Raw genomic sequence first — 17313 nt, 5'->3', positions numbered from 1 at the left:
ATCATTAAGAGAATTGAAGAACAACTTGTGTGGATTTTTACTGATTGATTAATCGAAATAATTTTCATTGATTGATTGGTTTAAATTACTCGAAGTTTATTTGAGCGAAATTTAAGTCAGTAATTGATGAGCCAGAATTGGCACCTTGTCTATAAATAAGGTGCAAAATGATTTTAACTGAAGAGTTTGATCATGGCTCAGATTGAACGCTGGCGGCAGGCTTAACACATGCAAGTCGAGCGGGGAAAGGTAGCTTGCTACTGGACCTAGCGGCGGACGGGTGAGTAATGCTTAGGAATCTGCCTATTAGTGGGGGACAACATCTCGAAAGGGATGCTAATACCGCATACGTCCTACGGGAGAAAGCAGGGGATCTTCGGACCTTGCGCTAATAGATGAGCCTAAGTCGGATTAGCTAGTTGGTGGGGTAAAGGCCTACCAAGGCGACGATCTGTAGCGGGTCTGAGAGGATGATCCGCCACACTGGGACTGAGACACGGCCCAGACTCCTACGGGAGGCAGCAGTGGGGAATATTGGACAATGGGCGCAAGCCTGATCCAGCCATGCCGCGTGTGTGAAGAAGGCCTTATGGTTGTAAAGCACTTTAAGCGAGGAGGAGGCTACTTTAGATAATACCTAGAGATAGTGGACGTTACTCGCAGAATAAGCACCGGCTAACTCTGTGCCAGCAGCCGCGGTAATACAGAGGGTGCAAGCGTTAATCGGATTTACTGGGCGTAAAGCGCGCGTAGGCGGCTAATTAAGTCAAATGTGAAATCCCCGAGCTTAACTTGGGAATTGCATTCGATACTGGTTAGCTAGAGTGTGGGAGAGGATGGTAGAATTCCAGGTGTAGCGGTGAAATGCGTAGAGATCTGGAGGAATACCGATGGCGAAGGCAGCCATCTGGCCTAACACTGACGCTGAGGTGCGAAAGCATGGGGAGCAAACAGGATTAGATACCCTGGTAGTCCATGCCGTAAACGATGTCTACTAGCCGTTGGGGCCTTTGAGGCTTTAGTGGCGCAGCTAACGCGATAAGTAGACCGCCTGGGGAGTACGGTCGCAAGACTAAAACTCAAATGAATTGACGGGGGCCCGCACAAGCGGTGGAGCATGTGGTTTAATTCGATGCAACGCGAAGAACCTTACCTGGCCTTGACATAGTAAGAACTTTCCAGAGATGGATTGGTGCCTTCGGGAACTTACATACAGGTGCTGCATGGCTGTCGTCAGCTCGTGTCGTGAGATGTTGGGTTAAGTCCCGCAACGAGCGCAACCCTTTTCCTTATTTGCCAGCGAGTAATGTCGGGAACTTTAAGGATACTGCCAGTGACAAACTGGAGGAAGGCGGGGACGACGTCAAGTCATCATGGCCCTTACGGCCAGGGCTACACACGTGCTACAATGGTCGGTACAAAGGGTTGCTACACAGCGATGTGATGCTAATCTCAAAAAGCCGATCGTAGTCCGGATTGGAGTCTGCAACTCGACTCCATGAAGTCGGAATCGCTAGTAATCGCGGATCAGAATGCCGCGGTGAATACGTTCCCGGGCCTTGTACACACCGCCCGTCACACCATGGGAGTTTGTTGCACCAGAAGTAGCTAGCCTAACTGCAAAGAGGGCGGTTACCACGGTGTGGCCGATGACTGGGGTGAAGTCGTAACAAGGTAGCCGTAGGGGAACCTGCGGCTGGATCACCTCCTTAACGAAAGATTGACGATTGGTAAGAATCCACAACAAGTTGTTCTTCATAGATGTATCTGAGGGTCTGTAGCTCAGTTGGTTAGAGCACACGCTTGATAAGCGTGGGGTCACAAGTTCAAGTCTTGTCAGACCCACCATGACTTTGACTGGTTAAAGTTATAGATAAAAGATACATGACTGATGATGTAAGCTGGGGACTTAGCTTAGTTGGTAGAGCGCCTGCTTTGCACGCAGGAGGTCAGGAGTTCGACTCTCCTAGTCTCCACCAGAACTTAAGATAAGTTCGGATTACAGAAATTAGTAAATAGAGATTTCGATCTTGGTTTATTAACTTCTGTGATTTAAGTATCACGGTATTAAGCATGACCTGACGAAGGCATGTTTATTCATTAACAGATTGGCAAAATTGAGTCTGAAATAAATTGTTCACTCAAGAGTTTAGATTAAGCAATTAATCTGAATGAATTGAGAACTAGCAAATTAACTGAATCAAGCGTTTTGGTATATGAATTTAGATTGAAGCTGTACAGTGTTTAAATACACAGTGCTCTAAACTAAAATGTTGAAGTTACTAACTTGTAGGTAACGTCGACTGTTTGGGGTTGTATAGTCAAGTAATTAAGTGCATGTGGTGGATGCCTTGGCAGTCAGAGGCGATGAAAGACGTGATAGCCTGCGAAAAGCTCCGGGGAGGCGGCAAATATCCTTTGATCCGGAGATGTCTGAATGGGGAAACCCACCTACTTTAAGGTAGGTATTGCAACATGAATACATAGTGTTGCAAGGCGAACGAGGGGAAGTGAAACATCTCAGTACCCTTAGGAAAAGAAATCAATTGAGATTCCCTCAGTAGCGGCGAGCGAACGGGGATCAGCCCATTAAGTTATGTGTGTTTTAGTGGAACGCTCTGGGAAGTGCGAACGTAGAGGGTGATATTCCCGTACACGAAAGGGCACACATAATGATGACGAGTAGGGCGAGGCACGTGAAACCTTGTCTGAATATGGGGGGACCATCCTCCAAGGCTAAATACTCCTGACTGACCGATAGTGAACCAGTACCGTGAGGGAAAGGCGAAAAGAACCCCTGTGAGGGGAGTGAAATAGATCCTGAAACCGCATGCATACAAGCAGTGGGAGCACCTTCGTGGTGTGACTGCGTACCTTTTGTATAATGGGTCAGCGACTTATATTCAGTAGCGAGGTTAACCGTATAGGGGAGCCGTAGAGAAATCGAGTCTTAATAGGGCGTTTAGTTGCTGGGTATAGACCCGAAACCAGGCGATCTATCCATGAGCAGGTTGAAGGTTGGGTAACACTAACTGGAGGACCGAACCCACTGTCGTTGAAAAGCCAGGGGATGACTTGTGGATAGGGGTGAAAGGCTAATCAAGCCTGGTGATAGCTGGTTCTCCCCGAAAGCTATTTAGGTAGCGCCTCGGACGAATACCATAGGGGGTAGAGCACTGTTTCGGCTAGGGGGTCATCCCGACTTACCAAACCGATGCAAACTCCGAATACCTATGAGTACTATCCGGGAGACAGACTGCGGGTGCTAACGTCCGTAGTCAAGAGGAAAACAATCCAGACCGCCAGCTAAGGCCCCAAAATCATAGTTAAGTGGGAAACGATGTGGGAAGGCATAGACAGCTAGGAGGTTGGCTTAGAAGCAGCCACCCTTTAAAGAAAGCGTAATAGCTCACTAGTCGAGTCGGCCTGCGCGGAAGATGTAACGGGGCTAAAACTATGTGCCGAAGCTGCGGATTTGACATTAGTCAAGTGGTAGGGGAGCGTTCTGTAAGCCGATGAAGGTGTATTGAGAAGTATGCTGGAGGTATCAGAAGTGCGAATGCTGACGTGAGTAACGACAAAACGGGTGAAAAACCCGTTCGCCGAAAGACCAAGGGTTCCAGTCCAACGTTAATCGGGGCTGGGTGAGTCGACCCCTAAGGCGAGGCCGAAAGGCGTAGTCGATGGGAAATTGGTTAATATTCCAATACTTCTGTGTAATGCGATGAGAGGACGGAGAAGGTTAAGTCAGCCTGGCGTTGGTTGTCCAGGTGGAAGGATGTAGGTATGTATCTTAGGCAAATCCGGGGTACTCTATACTGAGATCCGATAGCAAGCTGTACTTGTACAGCGAAGTGGCTGATACCATGCTTCCAGGAAAAGTCTCTAAGCTTCAGTTACACAGGAATCGTACCCGAAACCGACACAGGTGGTCAGGTCGAGTAGACCAAGGCGCTTGAGAGAACTCTGCTGAAGGAACTAGGCAAAATGGTACCGTAACTTCGGGAGAAGGTACGCTGTTGTTGGTGATGGAACTTGCTTCCTGAGCTGATGACAGCCGCAGAAACCAGGCCGCTGCAACTGTTTATTAAAAACATAGCACTCTGCAAACACGAAAGTGGACGTATAGGGTGTGATGCCTGCCCGGTGCTGGAAGGTTAATTGATGGGGTTAGCGTAAGCGAAGCTCTTGATCGAAGCCCCAGTAAACGGCGGCCGTAACTATAACGGTCCTAAGGTAGCGAAATTCCTTGTCGGGTAAGTTCCGACCTGCACGAATGGCATAATGATGGCGGCGCTGTCTCCAGCAGAGGCTCAGTGAAATCGAAATCGCTGTGAAGATGCAGTGTACCCGCGGCTAGACGGAAAGACCCCGTGAACCTTTACTGCAGCTTGACACTGAACTTTGACCTTACTTGTGTAGGATAGGTGGGAGGCTTTGAAGTTGGAACGCTAGTTCCAATGGAGCCGTCCTTGAAATACCACCCTGGTAATGTTGAGGTTCTAACTCTGTCCCGTTATCCGGGACGAGGACCGTGTCTGGTGGGTAGTTTGACTGGGGCGGTCTCCTCCTAAAGAGTAACGGAGGAGTACGAAGGTGCGCTCAGCGTGGTCGGAAATCACGCGTAGAGTATAAAGGCAAAAGCGCGCTTAACTGCGAGACCCACAAGTCGAGCAGGTACGAAAGTAGGTCTTAGTGATCCGGTGGTTCTGTATGGAAGGGCCATCGCTCAACGGATAAAAGGTACTCTGGGGATAACAGGCTGATACCGCCCAAGAGTTCATATCGACGGCGGTGTTTGGCACCTCGATGTCGGCTCATCTCATCCTGGGGCTGAAGCAGGTCCCAAGGGTATGGCTGTTCGCCATTTAAAGAGGTACGCGAGCTGGGTTTAGAACGTCGTGAGACAGTTCGGTCCCTATCTACCGTGGGCGCTGGAAATTTGAGAGGATCTGCTCCTAGTACGAGAGGACCAGAGTGGACGAACCTCTGGTGTACCGGTTGTGACGCCAGTCGCATCGCCGGGTAGCTATGTTCGGAAGGGATAACCGCTGAAAGCATCTAAGCGGGAAGCCTACCTCAAGATAAGATTTCCCTAGGAATTTATTCCTCTAAAGAGCCGTTCGAGACTAGGACGTTGATAGGTTGGATGTGGAAGCATAGTGATATGTGAAGCTGACCAATACTAATTGCTCGTGAGGCTTGACTATACAACACCCAAGCAGTTGTATATAAAGCATCAATCGATTCATAAATCTACAAAGCAACTTGATTTAGTTATTCCACTAGATAAAATGAACACAATCAGATTCAATCAGCCCAATCTATAAAGATTTGGAAAACGCTTCGGCAGTCAATAAGACCAAAGCAAGTATCCATAAACAGTTGTGCTGGCGACCATAGCAAGAGTGAACCACCTGATCCCTTCCCGAACTCAGAAGTGAAACCTCTTAGCGCTGATGGTAGTGTGGGGTTACCCATGTGAGAGTAAGTCATCGCCAGCTCATTATTCTAAACACCCCAATCTCAAAAGAGGTCGGGGTGTTGCTTTATGGGCGGTAAATCAATCAGAAAAGAAATATTTAAATATAGAGCTACAAATCATTTTGGATGCTTACTCGGTTCTATGGATATAATGAGGAAGTTTTTTATTTTTGGTGTCCCCGTGAAAATTAATTCTTTCTCTCCCATATCTGAAGACGATGAAGAACTTTCTCTTCCAGAGTTGATCTATTGGGCATCTTTAGGTGATCTAGAACAAGTAAAACAATTATTAATAGATGGAGAAGACCCTAATCAGACTGATGATGAAGGGTATACTGCTCTACAAGCAGCGGCTGAGAATGATCATTTAGAGATAGTGAAGCTCTTAGTTGAAAAAGGGGCGCATGTCACTTATAAAAGCGAATATACAGCACTACAGCTTGCAGAAATGGCGGGTAATACTGACATAGTGAATTATTTAAAAAGTTTATAAAATTAAAAAGCCCCTTTTATTTGAAAAAGAGGCTTTTTGTTCAATTTAAGACAAATGATATTTCTGTAGTTTCTCGACAATTGATTGAAGCCCTTTTACTTCAAATTCATTGGCTTCGAACTTTTCATCTTTATTGCGTTTAAAGATATCTCGTATTTCTATTACAGCATTTGGGTCAACAATACTTAAACTTGAAGTGACTTGGCGTATTTGGCTAATAGAACGAGAGCCATTTGTTGAGCCATAGCCAATAAATGCGGCTGGTTTGCCACTCCATTCTTTACCAACATAGTCGAGTGCATTTTTTAAAGCTGGACTGTAACCATGGTTGTACTCTGGGCTAATAAAGATAAATGCATCAGCTTTGGCAATTTTATCTGCCCATTCTTGTTGTTTAGGTTGATCATAAATACCTGTTGCAGGTGGGTGAGAGCCTGAAAATAACGGTAAATTCCACTCTTTTAAATCAATTACTTCTGTCTGGAAATCTTCTAGATTAAATGATGGAATTGCTGTTTCTAACCAATTGGCAATTTTAATAGCTGTGCGTCCTTCACGAACACTTCCTACGATGATATAGACCAGCATATATTTTTCCTACGGATTTTTATCTTTATAACTTAATTCATTACCTAGAACGTGAGAATATAGAATTTGTAAGGATTCTTATGACCCATAAAAGTTAAATAATAAAAAAGCCCTCAATCGAGGGCTTTTTTTACATCAACTTAATGCCTTGCTGGCCAGCTGGAGTTACTTTGAATATCTCTACTTCAAAAGTAATATTTTTGCCAGCTAAAGGGTGGTTGAAATCAATTTCAGTAATATCATCATTCACTGACTTCACGACACCAAATAAAGTTGCTTTTGCTTTATCTTCAAACTCGATCATGTGACCAGGAATAGGTCGTTGTTCAAATTTAACTGTATCAAAAGTTTGTATATTTTCAGGGTTCCAAGGACCAAAAGCATCTTCTGGTGGAAGATGTACAGTACGTCGATCACCTGCACGTAAGCCGAATAAGGCTTTCTCAAAACCTGGTAACAAGTTACCGTCGCCAATAGTCAAGCTAACAGGTTCTTCACGGCTCCGTGTATTGTCAATTTCTACGCCATTTTCAAGAGCAACAGAAAAGTGTAGGTCAACTTTAGAACCGTCAGTAATACGAATTTCTTCATTAGGTTGAATAATTTCGGTCATATTATGCATCCGAATTTTTAGGTCTTTGCTTCTCAAGGAAGAATGTATCGATGAGTAGCAAAATGGTACCTAGAGTAATGGCACTGTCCGCTATATTAAAAGCTGGAAAGTGATGATTTTGGTAATAAACATGAATGAAATCGACCACATACCCTAAAGTAATACGGTCAATTAAATTACCTAATGCTCCACCTAAAATTAAAGCGATAGCTACAGGTAGCACCACCATTTTTTTAGGCATACGTAGCAACCAAAATACAAAAAGTATTGAAACTAAGCCTGCCAAAGATGTGAAGAAATAGCGTTGCCATCCTCCAGCATCAGATAAAAAGCTAAAAGCTGCACCATAGTTATGTAATAGTGTCCAGTTTAAAAATGGAAGTACAGGTACAGGATCTGCGTAGTTCAGATGTGTACTTGCAATCCATTTTGTCCATTGATCCAACACAATGGCAAGGACAGAAAGTCCAAGCCAAATGAGGTTGTGCGGATAAAACTGGAATAAGCCTTTTTTAGCTTGTGAATTAGGCATATTTTCTCACTTCGCCACGACCAGTGACGTTCACAATACAACGACCACATAAACCAGGATGATCGGCGTGTGTATTCACATCAGGAAGGACATGCCAGCAACGTGCACATTTTTCACCTTCAGCTGCAGATACTTGTACACGTAAGCCTTCCATTTCAGTTGCTTCACCTTGTTCAGCAAATGGATGTACTACTACTTGCGAAGTAATAAGAACAAAACGGAGTTCATCAGCCAGTTGGTTTAAAACTGTTTGTAATGATTCATTTGCCCAAAGTTCAACTTTGGCTGAAAGATTACTACCGACAAGTTTAGCGTTACGAGCTGCTTCAATCTGTTTATTTACTGCAGATTTTACGCTAATCAATGTTTGCCAATCTTCTTCAGAAAGCAAGTTTGCTTTTGATGAAACAGGTAGATCATACCATTCAGCTGTAAATACATACTTTTCAGTTTGTTCTGGAATAAGTGGCCAAGCTTCTTGAGCAGTGAAGCTTAAGATAGGGCTCATCCAGCGCACAAATGCTTGTACGATATGGTAAAGCGCTGTTTGTGCAGAACGACGTGCTTGTGAGTCAGCCTTAGTGGTGTATTGACGGTCTTTGATAATGTCTAGGTAGAAACCACCTAAGTCATTAATACAGAAGCTTGTTAATGCGCTACACACGACATGGAAGTTCATTTCTTCATAGGCCGCGATAATAGTTTGTTGTACTTCATTCGCACGTTGTAAGATGTATTGATCAAGAGCAATAAGGTCATCTACTGCCAGAGCATCTGTACTTGGTTTGAAACCATTTAAGTTTGCAAGCAAGAAGCGGAGCGTATTACGAATACGACGGTAGCTATCACTTACACGGCTAAAGATTTCTTTTGATGCTGCAATTTCATAGCGATAGTCGCTAGATGCTACATATAAACGTAAGCCATCTGCACCCAGTTGTTTGATAATTTCTTCAAGCGGAATATAGTTGCCTAAAGATTTCGACAATTTACGGCCATTTTCATCCACTGTAAAACCATGAGTTAACAAGGCTTTATATGGCGCACGGTTATGAATTGCCATAGAGGTTAATAAAGAAGATTGGAACCAGCCACGGTGTTGGTCTGAACCTTCTAAATATAAGTCAGCAGGGCTTTCTAATTCTTCACGTTGCTCAAGTACAGCGTAATGTGTTGTTCCAGAGTCAAACCATACATCAAGCGTATCACGAACAGCATTGTACTGTTCAGCATCTTCACCAATGAAGTCTTTTGCATCACGGTTAAACCATGCATCGATACCTTCTTGTTCGATAAGTTTTGCAACTTCTTCAATGAGTTCAGGCGTACGAGGGTGCAATTCATTCGTATCTTTATGAACGAAGAAAGGAATTGGCACACCCCAAGTACGTTGACGTGAGATACACCAGTCCGGACGGCCTTCGATCATTGATTCAATACGGTTTTTACCCCAGTTCGGTACAAACTCGATATCGTTTTCAATCGCGTTAAGCGCACCATCACGTAAACCTTTTTGATCCATGCTGATAAACCATTGTGGTGTAGCACGGAAAATAATCGGAGTTTTATGGCGCCAGCAGTGTGGGTAGCTGTGTTTAATTGGTTGATGAGCCCATAAGCGACCTACAGCACCTAAAGCTTCGATAATCTTTGGATTGGCTTTATAGATGTGCTCACCAGCAAAGATTGGTGCAGTTGGTAAGTAAACTCCGTTACCACCCACTGGATTTTCAACTTTCAGGTTGTATTGAAGACCTACTTTATAGTCGTCTGCACCGTGGCCAGGCGCAGTGTGTACCGCACCTGTACCGCTTGTTGCGATAACGTGTTCACCTAAAATAACCGGAACTTGACGATCGGTAAGTAAAGGATGTTGTAAAGTAAGGTTTTCAAGAACTGAACCAGTGAAGTCAGCTAAAACAACTGGGTTTTCAAGCTTGTAACGCTCAATTGCAGAAGCAACTAAGTCTTTAGCAAGAACAAAGTTTTGCTTACCGCGTTCAGTAGTCACTTGTACCAATTGATATTCAATTTCGGCATGCAATGCAACTGCTTGGTTCGCTGGTAATGTCCAAGGAGTAGTGGTCCAGATCACGATATCAGTTGGATCTTGAACATCTACATTTACACGAGCGCTTAAGTCTTTTAAATCTACAACGCCAAAACCAACGTCAATTGCGTCAGACTTTTTATCTTCGTATTCAACTTCAGCTTCAGCAAGTGCTGAACCACAGTCCATACACCAGTTCACTGGCTTTAAGCCCGGCTGGATATGACCATTTTTTTGGATTAAACCTAAAGCACGAACGATATCGGCTTCTTGTTTGTAGTTCATGGTGAGGTAAGGATTATCCCAGTCACCTAAAATACCAAGACGTTTAAAGTCAGTACGCTGTAAATCAATTTGCTTTAGCGCATATTCACGGCAGTGTTTACGGAAAGTGGCTGCATCAACTTTTTCGCCCACTTTACCTACTTTTTCTTCAACTTTTAGTTCGATTGGCAAACCGTGACAGTCCCAACCTGGTACATATGGCGCATCGAAACCTGCCAAAGTACGGCTTTTTACGATGACGTCTTTGAGTACTTTGTTAACCGCATGACCCAAGTGAATTGTACCGTTCGCATATGGAGGGCCATCATGCAAAATATATTTTTTCTTGCCAATACGCGATGCACGAATCTGCTGATAAATGTTGTCGGTATACCACTCTTCTAACCATTTCACTTCACGTACTGCCAAATTTGCTTTCATTGCAAATTGAGTATTCGGCAGGTTTAGCGTGGCTTTGTAGTCCACTGCATTTTCAGTAGTTTGCTTATCGCTCATGCAAGTTGTCTTCCAGTTTAATCAGCTTGGGAGCCGACATGTTTTACAATCAAAATTCGAATTAAAAAGGAAATTGTGTCGTGTCGTTACGATATTGTCGTAATTGCTGCACGTCATTATCAATTCCTGCCTTAAGTGCCTCAAGCGAAGGGTAGTTCAATTCACCATGAAGATAGTGAAGAAAAGTCACCCGCATAAATAAGCCATACAGATTAGCAGAAACATCAGGGAAATGTACTTCTAATCTCCACTCTGGATGCTCTTGCTGGATGGCCGGACGAGTACCGACATGACCTGCACCATAGAGGCTGTTTTCATGATATCCGGCAATTCCCGGTTTTTCAGGATCATCCTGAAGCACTTTTTGAGTTAGCGAAGTTGTTTCGCAAATGACTTCAACGCCATAAATACCATTTAAACAAGGCTTATGGCGGTTTAGACGAACATTAATCGTTGGAAAATCTAAAGTTCGTCCAATTTGGTCGCCATATTGAACACGTCCGGTAATACTGTACGGACGGCCTAATAATTTAGCTGCTAAAGCGAGATTGCCCACTTGAAGCACTTGGCGAATACGAGTTGAACTGACGCGTTCACCTTCGAGTTCAATCGTATGTAAATTTGTGACTTGAAATCCGTAATTCTTTAAAAATTCGCTGTTACCTTGACGGTCTTTGCCGAAATGAAAGTCATCTCCTAAAACCAAAGCTTGAGCATTTAATTTGTCTTTTAATAAATCTGCAAACTCAGAAGCACTCATGCTACGGAAATGCTGGTCAAACTTGGCAACCGCAATGTAATCCACCCCATGTTCAGCTAGATATTCAACTTTTTCCCGTAAGGAATTAATACGAGGCGGGGCATCGTAGCCTTTAAAGAACTCAAGCGGTTGGGGCTCAAAAATCATGACCAATGTTTTTAAGCCTTGTGCTGCAGCAATTTTTTTCAGTTGAGCAATCATCGCTTGGTGACCTAAATGGACACCATCAAAATTACCAATAGTTACCGCTGTTTGCGGCAACTGGAAATTGGGCGATAACGCATTAAGACGTAGCAGTTTCATGAACTTAAAATATGGCTATTTTTGCAAGGGCTATATATTGCCATAATCTCACAGATTCGTCTTGTTGTTGTGTTTTTACTCAGGTATTTTTCAATATGAATATCTTTTATATCTAAAAAATTGATGAATTAAATAAAAATAAATCAGTTTTTCTTATTATTAATTTATCCTACTATAGTTTCATCCACTCTTTGATTAGAGACTTAAGATGAAAAGACCCTTTTACCAATTAAATCAAAGTAAAGATGTTATACGGCATTTTACCCCAAATTGGTTTACAGCAACTATGGGTACTGGTGTGGTGAGTATGATTTTAATTCAGCTTCCATTTGCCAAAACATTTTTATTTATGCTGGCGACACTGTTATGGCAATTTAATATTGTTCTATTTAGTGTTTTTTCAGGTCTTTATTTATTGCGATGGTTTCTTTTCCCTCATGAAGCGAAGCAAGTATTTAATCATCCAAATATGAGCTTGTTTTTAGGCGCTATACCGATGGGACTTGCAACCATACTAAATGGCTTTTTAAGCTTCGGAATCGGGCTTTATGGTGAAGTAGCAATCCATATTGCCCAAGCTTTATGGTACATCGATGTCTTTTTAGCGTTAGCAATTGCGTGGATCGTACCATTTTGCATGTTTAGCCGTCAGAATCATCAGCTACATACCATGACTGCAATTTGGTTGTTACCTGTTGTTGCTTGTGAAGTCGCTGCAAGCTCTGCGGGCATGTTGGTTGCACATTTACCAACAGATTTTCACAGCTTTCATTTATTGTTAGCGGGATATGTACTCTGGGGAATTTCTGTATTACCTGCATTTGCCATTTTAACGATTTTAATGTTGCGTATGGCTTTGCATCAGTTACCAGAAAAAGAAGTCGCAATTTCTAGCTGGTTATCTTTAGGCCCAATTGGCACAGGTGCTTTAGGTCTATTGTTGCTAGGTGAACAGGCAAAAAGAGTATTGGTAAATGTTGACTTTTCTGAGTTTGCCCATGTATTTCAAGCATTAGGCGTTGTGGGTAGTCTGGTACTTTTAGGGTTCGGGTTATGGTGGCTAGGTCTTGCGATTTTAACAACACTTCGTCATGCAAAAACAGGTATTCCGTTTAACTTGGGTTGGTGGGGTTTAACTTTCCCATTTGGTGTGTTTATTTTGGCTTTATTTAATCTAAGTCATCAGATTGAAGTTATATTTCTACAATACGTTGCTGTGGCATTCAGTATTTTATTACTTGTAATGTGGAGCGTAGTAATGAAGAAAACCCTAGCTGGCGCATATAGTGGCAAGCTGTTCTTTTCTCCATGTTTGGTAGCTTTACAAGAAAGAATGCAGTAATGGTGAAAAGGTGCAAAAAAGCTTTTGCACCTGATTTATACTTATTTTCTAATTTATTAATCTTGAATTGAGCCTTTTTGAATGAACAAAGATATCGCTTTAATTATGGCACTTCCTAATGAATCTAAAGGTTTATTTGAGCAAGCAGGTATTGAAGTCCATTACAGTGGTATCGGTAAAATCAACGCTGCCTTTAAAGCATTTGAAGTTATTCAAAAAACAGGCTGTAAAACTCTAATTAACTTAGGTACAGCTGGAAGTTCGTCTTTTAATCGACATGATTTAGTTGAAGTAAAAACCTTTGTACAACGTGATATGGATGTTTCACCATTAGGGTTTGAAGTAGGTGTAACGCCGTTAGATGATCATTTACCGGCAGAGATTCATCTTCAACCACATTTTGCTGATTTGCCAAAAGGAATTTGCGGGACAGGGGATTCATTTGAAACTGGCCAGCCAAAAGTCGCGTGTGATGTGGTGGATATGGAAGGGTATGCTTTAGCCAAAGTTTGCCACAAGCTAGGTGTACGCCTAATTTCGGTGAAATATATTACTGATGGCGCAGACGATACCGCTCATTTAGATTGGGAAGAAAATTTATTATTGGGTGCGCAAAAGCTCTTGGCTCTTTATCAAAATCATTTTTAAAAAAGATCGGCAAATTTGCCGATCTTTTTTATTTTAGCGAGGTAATACGCCGTAGAGCATCATATGTACTGTATGCTCAATCGAGCGTTGGAACATACTGCGGTTACGAAGCGTTTTCCCGGTTACCATTTCCATTTGAGTCGCAAAATCGGCATAATTTTGTGTAAGCCCCCAAATATTGAGAATTAAAAGCTCCGGGTCGATATCCGGTGAAATTTTTCCTTCTTCTTGCCATGTCTGAATAACCTTAGCTTTGCGCTTAAATAGCTTTTTCAAAGGCCCTTTCAGTATAGGCAAAATGTGCGGTGCCCCTTGGATAATTTCCAAAGCAAATAATCGCGAAGCTTTTGGTTGGCTACGAGAAAGTTCGATTTTTTGTATTAAGTAGTGAGACAAAGCTTCGGCTGGTTCTAACTCAGCTTCTAAAGTTTGTAAGGGAGCAAGCCATTTTTGTAAAACTGTGGTCAGCACTTCCACATATAAAGACTCTTTATTTTCATAGTAATAGAAAATATTCGACTTATGCATGTCAGCGAGTTGGGCAATTTCATCCAGACTTGCACCACTGAACCCATATAGTGAAAACACATCAAGGGCGGCAGCAAGAAGCTGATTGCGCTTTTGAGTACTCTTCTTTTGTTCCATTTGCTGCATAAATTAAAAAGATAGTGCTCCCATTGTAAGGTAAATCGTTTGATTTGTGCACAGGTGTCTCACTTTTTTAGTGAAAAAACGGATAGTTATTTGAGCAATAGATATACTATTGTGCAAAAAATAGAGAGATTCACTAGTTTATTGTTATTCTTAAAAATATTTTTTTATATTCGCCCCAAAAAAGAGCAATAAATCATCAGTTTTATTGCTCATTAAGTGGGCATTTTGTTGTTGAAATGGTTCTCATTACTCATCTCAACCTTAAGTTGCTAAGACTGCGTCGAGTACTTGTTGTTCAAGCTGGGCAAAAGTGATGCTCTTTTTACGCGGACGTGGCAAATTCACTTGAAAACTTTGGGCAATTTGGCCCTTATCTAATAGGATAATACGGTCGGCCAGTTGCACTGCTTCACTTACATCGTGTGTGACCAAAATGGCAGTAAAACCTTGCTCTTTCCATAAACGTTCAATCAAGCTTTGCATCTCAAGGCGGGTGAGCGCATCTAATGCACCCAAAGGTTCATCTAGCAGTAAAATACGGGGAGTATGAGATAACGCACGAGCTAGGGCGGTACGTTGTCGTTGTCCACCAGAGAGCTGTGAAGGCCATTGTCCCGCTTTTTCTTTTAAACCTACTTTCTCTAATAATTCTTCTGCTAAAGCATGTTGCGATTTTGGTAGCCCAAGTTGAACATTTTGAAGAATATTTCGCCAAGGAAGTAGGCGTGGGTCTTGGAACATAACCCGAATATCATCGTTAGTAATTCCTTCACGTAAATGTCGGGCAGATTTAAACTTGATCTCACCAAAACTTGCTTTTTCAAGTTGGGCAATTAAGCGTAGTAAGGTACTTTTACCGCAGCCACTACGACCAACAATAGCTAAAAATTCGCCCGGTTGAATATGTAGGTTAAGATCTTCAAGAACTTTAACCTCACTATAAAACTTATAAAGCTGTTCAATCAGAATCTCTGCACCTACTACGGGTTCTTGTGACTCTGGATGATTTTCTGGAATGAGCTCTACGTCATTCTGATTAATATTTAAATTCAGATTTGTCATATTTTAAGCTCCTTTATTTTTGATAACCGGCATGCCAGCGTAGTAAATAACGTTCCAAAAGTTGTGCTAAAACATCGGCTAACTTACCTAATAGGGCATAAAGAAGAATACCGACGAGTACCACATCTGTTTGCAAAAACTCACGCGCATTCATGGTCATGTAACCGATACCTGCTTGTGCTGAAATAGTCTCAGCTACAATGAGTAACACCCAAACCAAACCTAATGCAAAACGTAAACCAACTAAAATAGAAGGCATCGCACCCGGTAGAATAATTTCTCTGTAAAGCTGCAAACGGGAAAGGCCATAGCTTTTACCCATCTCAATCAATTGGGGGTCGACTGAACGAATACCGTGATAGGTGTTGATATAAATAGGGAAGAAAACACCAACTGCCACCAAGAATAATTTTGCTGTTTCATCAATACCGAACCACAAAATCACCAATGGAATAAGTGCAAGAGCCGGAATATTACGAATCATTTGCAAGGTCGTATCGAGCAGGGTAGAAGCGAAACGTGAAGATCCATTGAGCAGACCTAATAGCAAACCTAAACCGCCGCCGATTAGAAGGCCAAGCAGTGCACGACCAGCACTTACTTTAACGTGATGCCATAGTTCCCCACTCACCAAAAGATGCCAAAATGCCGAAACGACAGCAGTCGGGGCGGGCAAAATACGGCTTTCTAAAAGACCCGAAGTTGAGGCAATTTGCCAAACAACCAATAGAAGAATAGGGAAAATCCAAGGCAGCAAACGCTGCCCGATTTGTTTTGTTCCACGTGAAACCACACTTTCAGCTTTACTCATGCAGGCTCCTTGACGGAACTATTTTGTTTCTTCTCGTCTGGAACGTAGTTGTTGGCAATAATTTCACCGAATGGACCGGTTAAATTTGGCTGAGCAAGTTTAGCGCGAGTTTCAATTGGTAATAACGGGAATACTAACTCTGCAAAACGGATTGATTCTTCAAGGTGTGGATAGCCTGAGAAAATGAAGGTATCAATACCAAGGTCTGCATACTCTTGAATACGAGCAGCAACTGTTTCTGGGTCACCTACAAGTGCCGTACCTGCACCACCACGAACTAAACCAATACCTGCCCAAAGGTTCGGAGAGACTTCTAGCTTGTCTCGGTTGCCGCCATGTAACGCGGCCATACGTTGTTGGCCTACAGAGTCCATTTGTGCAAATTTTTTCTGTGCTGCAGCAATAGTTGCATCGTCTAGATACTGAATAAGTTCGTTAGCAGCTGCCCATGCTTGTTCGTTGGTTTCACGAACAATGACATGTAAGCGAATGCCATAAGTTAAATTACGGCCTTTAGCCTCCGCTTTTGCACGAACATGTTCGATCTTTTCTTTCACGGCCGCTGGCGGTTCACCCCAAGTGAGGTAAGTGTCCACTTGCTCAGCCGCAAGGTCGACCGCGACGTCTGAAGAACCGCCAAACCAAAGAGGTGGGTAAGGTTTTTGAACAGGTGGATAAAGTAGTTTTGCATCATCGACTTGTAAGCGTTCGCCGTGGAATGTAAAAGCTTCACCTGTATGTGAACGCGTCAAAATTTCGCGCCAGATTTTTACGTATTCATTGGCAGTTTGATAACGCGTTGAGTGATCTTCATATAAACCGTCACCGCGTAGTTCTGCTTCATCGCCACCTGTTACCAAGTTGAGTAACACACGACCATTGGACAAGCGGTCAAAAGTTGCAGCCATACGCGCAGCTAAAGCTGGTGTTGTTACACCCGGACGTAACGCAACTAAAAATTTAAGGTGCTGAGTTGCATCAATTAGGCTCGCCGCCGTAATCCATGGGTCTTCACATGAACGGCCCGTTGGAATAAGTACACCTTCATAACCCAAATTATCTACTGCCACAGCAATTTGCTTCATATAGGCATGGTCAACCTGACGAGCGCCTTTACTTGTACCTAAATAGCGACTATCACCGTGGGTAGGAATAAACCAGAAAATTTTCATGTGCATTACCTATATGTCTAT

12 protein-coding genes, 2 tRNA genes and 3 rRNA genes are annotated in these 17313 nt (G+C 42.8%); 8 read left to right on the top strand and 9 right to left on the bottom strand.

Annotated features, from left to right (window positions below):
* The first annotated feature begins 174 nt into the window (after positions 1–174).
* From J671_RS16830 to J671_RS16805, 6 genes are all read left to right on the top strand, one after another.
* Positions 175–1712 (top strand): 16S ribosomal RNA (locus J671_RS16830).
* Between the two features lie 59 nt (positions 1713–1771).
* Positions 1772–1848, top strand: a tRNA-Ile gene (locus J671_RS16825).
* Positions 1849–1903: 55 nt separating this feature from the next.
* Positions 1904–1979: transfer RNA gene (locus tag J671_RS16820), tRNA-Ala, on the top strand.
* 340 nt (positions 1980–2319) lie between these two features.
* Positions 2320–5210, top strand: a 23S ribosomal RNA gene (locus J671_RS16815).
* A gap of 179 nt (positions 5211–5389) precedes the next feature.
* Positions 5390–5504, top strand: a 5S ribosomal RNA gene (rrf, locus tag J671_RS16810).
* The 16S, 23S and 5S rRNA genes sit together here with 2 tRNA genes alongside, the layout of an rRNA operon.
* 122 nt (positions 5505–5626) lie before the next feature.
* On the top strand, positions 5627–5977 hold the full coding sequence (locus J671_RS16805; protein ID WP_025469575.1) for an ankyrin repeat domain-containing protein: 351 nt from the start codon (positions 5627–5629) through the stop codon (positions 5975–5977).
* A 45-nt stretch (positions 5978–6022) separates the two neighbouring features.
* On the opposite strand, the gene J671_RS16800 is transcribed toward J671_RS16805, so the two are convergent.
* The 5 genes from J671_RS16800 to ribF all read right to left on the bottom strand — a co-directional run bounded on the left by J671_RS16800 (position 6023) and on the right by ribF (position 11603).
* Positions 6023–6565 carry an NADPH-dependent FMN reductase gene (locus J671_RS16800; RefSeq protein WP_004884038.1) on the bottom strand — a complete coding sequence of 181 codons (543 nt, stop codon included), beginning with the start codon at positions 6563–6565 and terminating at the stop codon, positions 6023–6025.
* A gap of 130 nt (positions 6566–6695) precedes the next feature.
* Positions 6696–7178 (bottom strand): FKBP-type peptidyl-prolyl cis-trans isomerase, encoded by a 483-nt coding sequence (locus tag J671_RS16795; RefSeq protein ID WP_004884037.1) that lies wholly within the window; start codon positions 7176–7178, stop codon positions 6696–6698.
* A 1-nt stretch (position 7179) separates the two neighbouring features.
* On the bottom strand, positions 7180–7710 hold the full coding sequence (lspA, locus tag J671_RS16790; RefSeq protein WP_001133879.1) for a signal peptidase II: 531 nt from the start codon (positions 7708–7710) through the stop codon (positions 7180–7182).
* Complete coding sequence (gene ileS, locus J671_RS16785; protein ID WP_004884036.1) at positions 7703–10540, bottom strand: isoleucine--tRNA ligase; 2838 nt, start codon at positions 10538–10540, stop codon at positions 7703–7705. The genes lspA and ileS overlap by 8 nt, the downstream gene beginning before the upstream one ends.
* A 61-nt stretch (positions 10541–10601) precedes the next feature.
* Positions 10602–11603 carry a bifunctional riboflavin kinase/FAD synthetase gene (gene ribF, locus J671_RS16780; protein WP_004884035.1) on the bottom strand — a complete coding sequence of 334 codons (1002 nt, stop codon included), beginning with the start codon at positions 11601–11603 and terminating at the stop codon, positions 10602–10604.
* 208 nt (positions 11604–11811) lie between these two features.
* Here ribF and J671_RS16775 point away from each other — a divergent pair, with 208 nt between their 5' ends.
* Together J671_RS16775 and J671_RS16770 are read left to right on the top strand one after the other, a co-directional pair.
* Positions 11812–12945, top strand: coding sequence for a TDT family transporter (locus J671_RS16775; RefSeq protein WP_004884034.1), 1134 nt, complete (start codon positions 11812–11814; stop codon positions 12943–12945).
* Between the two features lie 81 nt (positions 12946–13026).
* Positions 13027–13593 carry a 5'-methylthioadenosine/S-adenosylhomocysteine nucleosidase gene (locus tag J671_RS16770; RefSeq protein ID WP_004884033.1) on the top strand — a complete coding sequence of 189 codons (567 nt, stop codon included), beginning with the start codon at positions 13027–13029 and terminating at the stop codon, positions 13591–13593.
* Positions 13594–13626: 33 nt separating this feature from the next.
* Here the strand turns inward: J671_RS16770 and J671_RS16765 are convergent, their stop codons facing one another.
* The 4 genes from J671_RS16765 to ssuD form a co-directional block, all read right to left on the bottom strand.
* Positions 13627–14247, bottom strand: a complete 621-nt coding sequence (locus J671_RS16765; RefSeq protein WP_002050490.1) for a TetR/AcrR family transcriptional regulator — start codon at positions 14245–14247, stop codon at positions 13627–13629.
* A 261-nt stretch (positions 14248–14508) separates the two neighbouring features.
* Entirely contained in the window at positions 14509–15309 is an 801-nt protein-coding gene (locus tag J671_RS16760; RefSeq protein ID WP_004884031.1) for an ABC transporter ATP-binding protein, read from the bottom strand.
* Between the two features lie 13 nt (positions 15310–15322).
* On the bottom strand, positions 15323–16120 hold the full coding sequence (gene ssuC / locus J671_RS16755; protein WP_004884029.1) for an aliphatic sulfonate ABC transporter permease SsuC: 798 nt from the start codon (positions 16118–16120) through the stop codon (positions 15323–15325).
* Positions 16117–17292: an FMNH2-dependent alkanesulfonate monooxygenase gene (gene ssuD, locus J671_RS16750; RefSeq protein WP_004884026.1), complete on the bottom strand. Its 1176-nt coding sequence runs from the start codon at positions 17290–17292 to the stop codon at positions 16117–16119. Before ssuD ends, ssuC begins: the two co-directional genes overlap by 4 nt.
* Between the last annotated feature and the right edge of the window lie 21 nt (positions 17293–17313).

Origin of the sequence: Acinetobacter sp. 1130196 (assembly GCF_000588095.1) — a bacterium.
GTDB classification, from domain to species: domain Bacteria; phylum Pseudomonadota; class Gammaproteobacteria; order Pseudomonadales; family Moraxellaceae; genus Acinetobacter; species Acinetobacter nosocomialis.
Note: the sequence above shows the minus strand (reverse complement) of the source record. Positions and strands in the feature narration are given on the sequence as shown.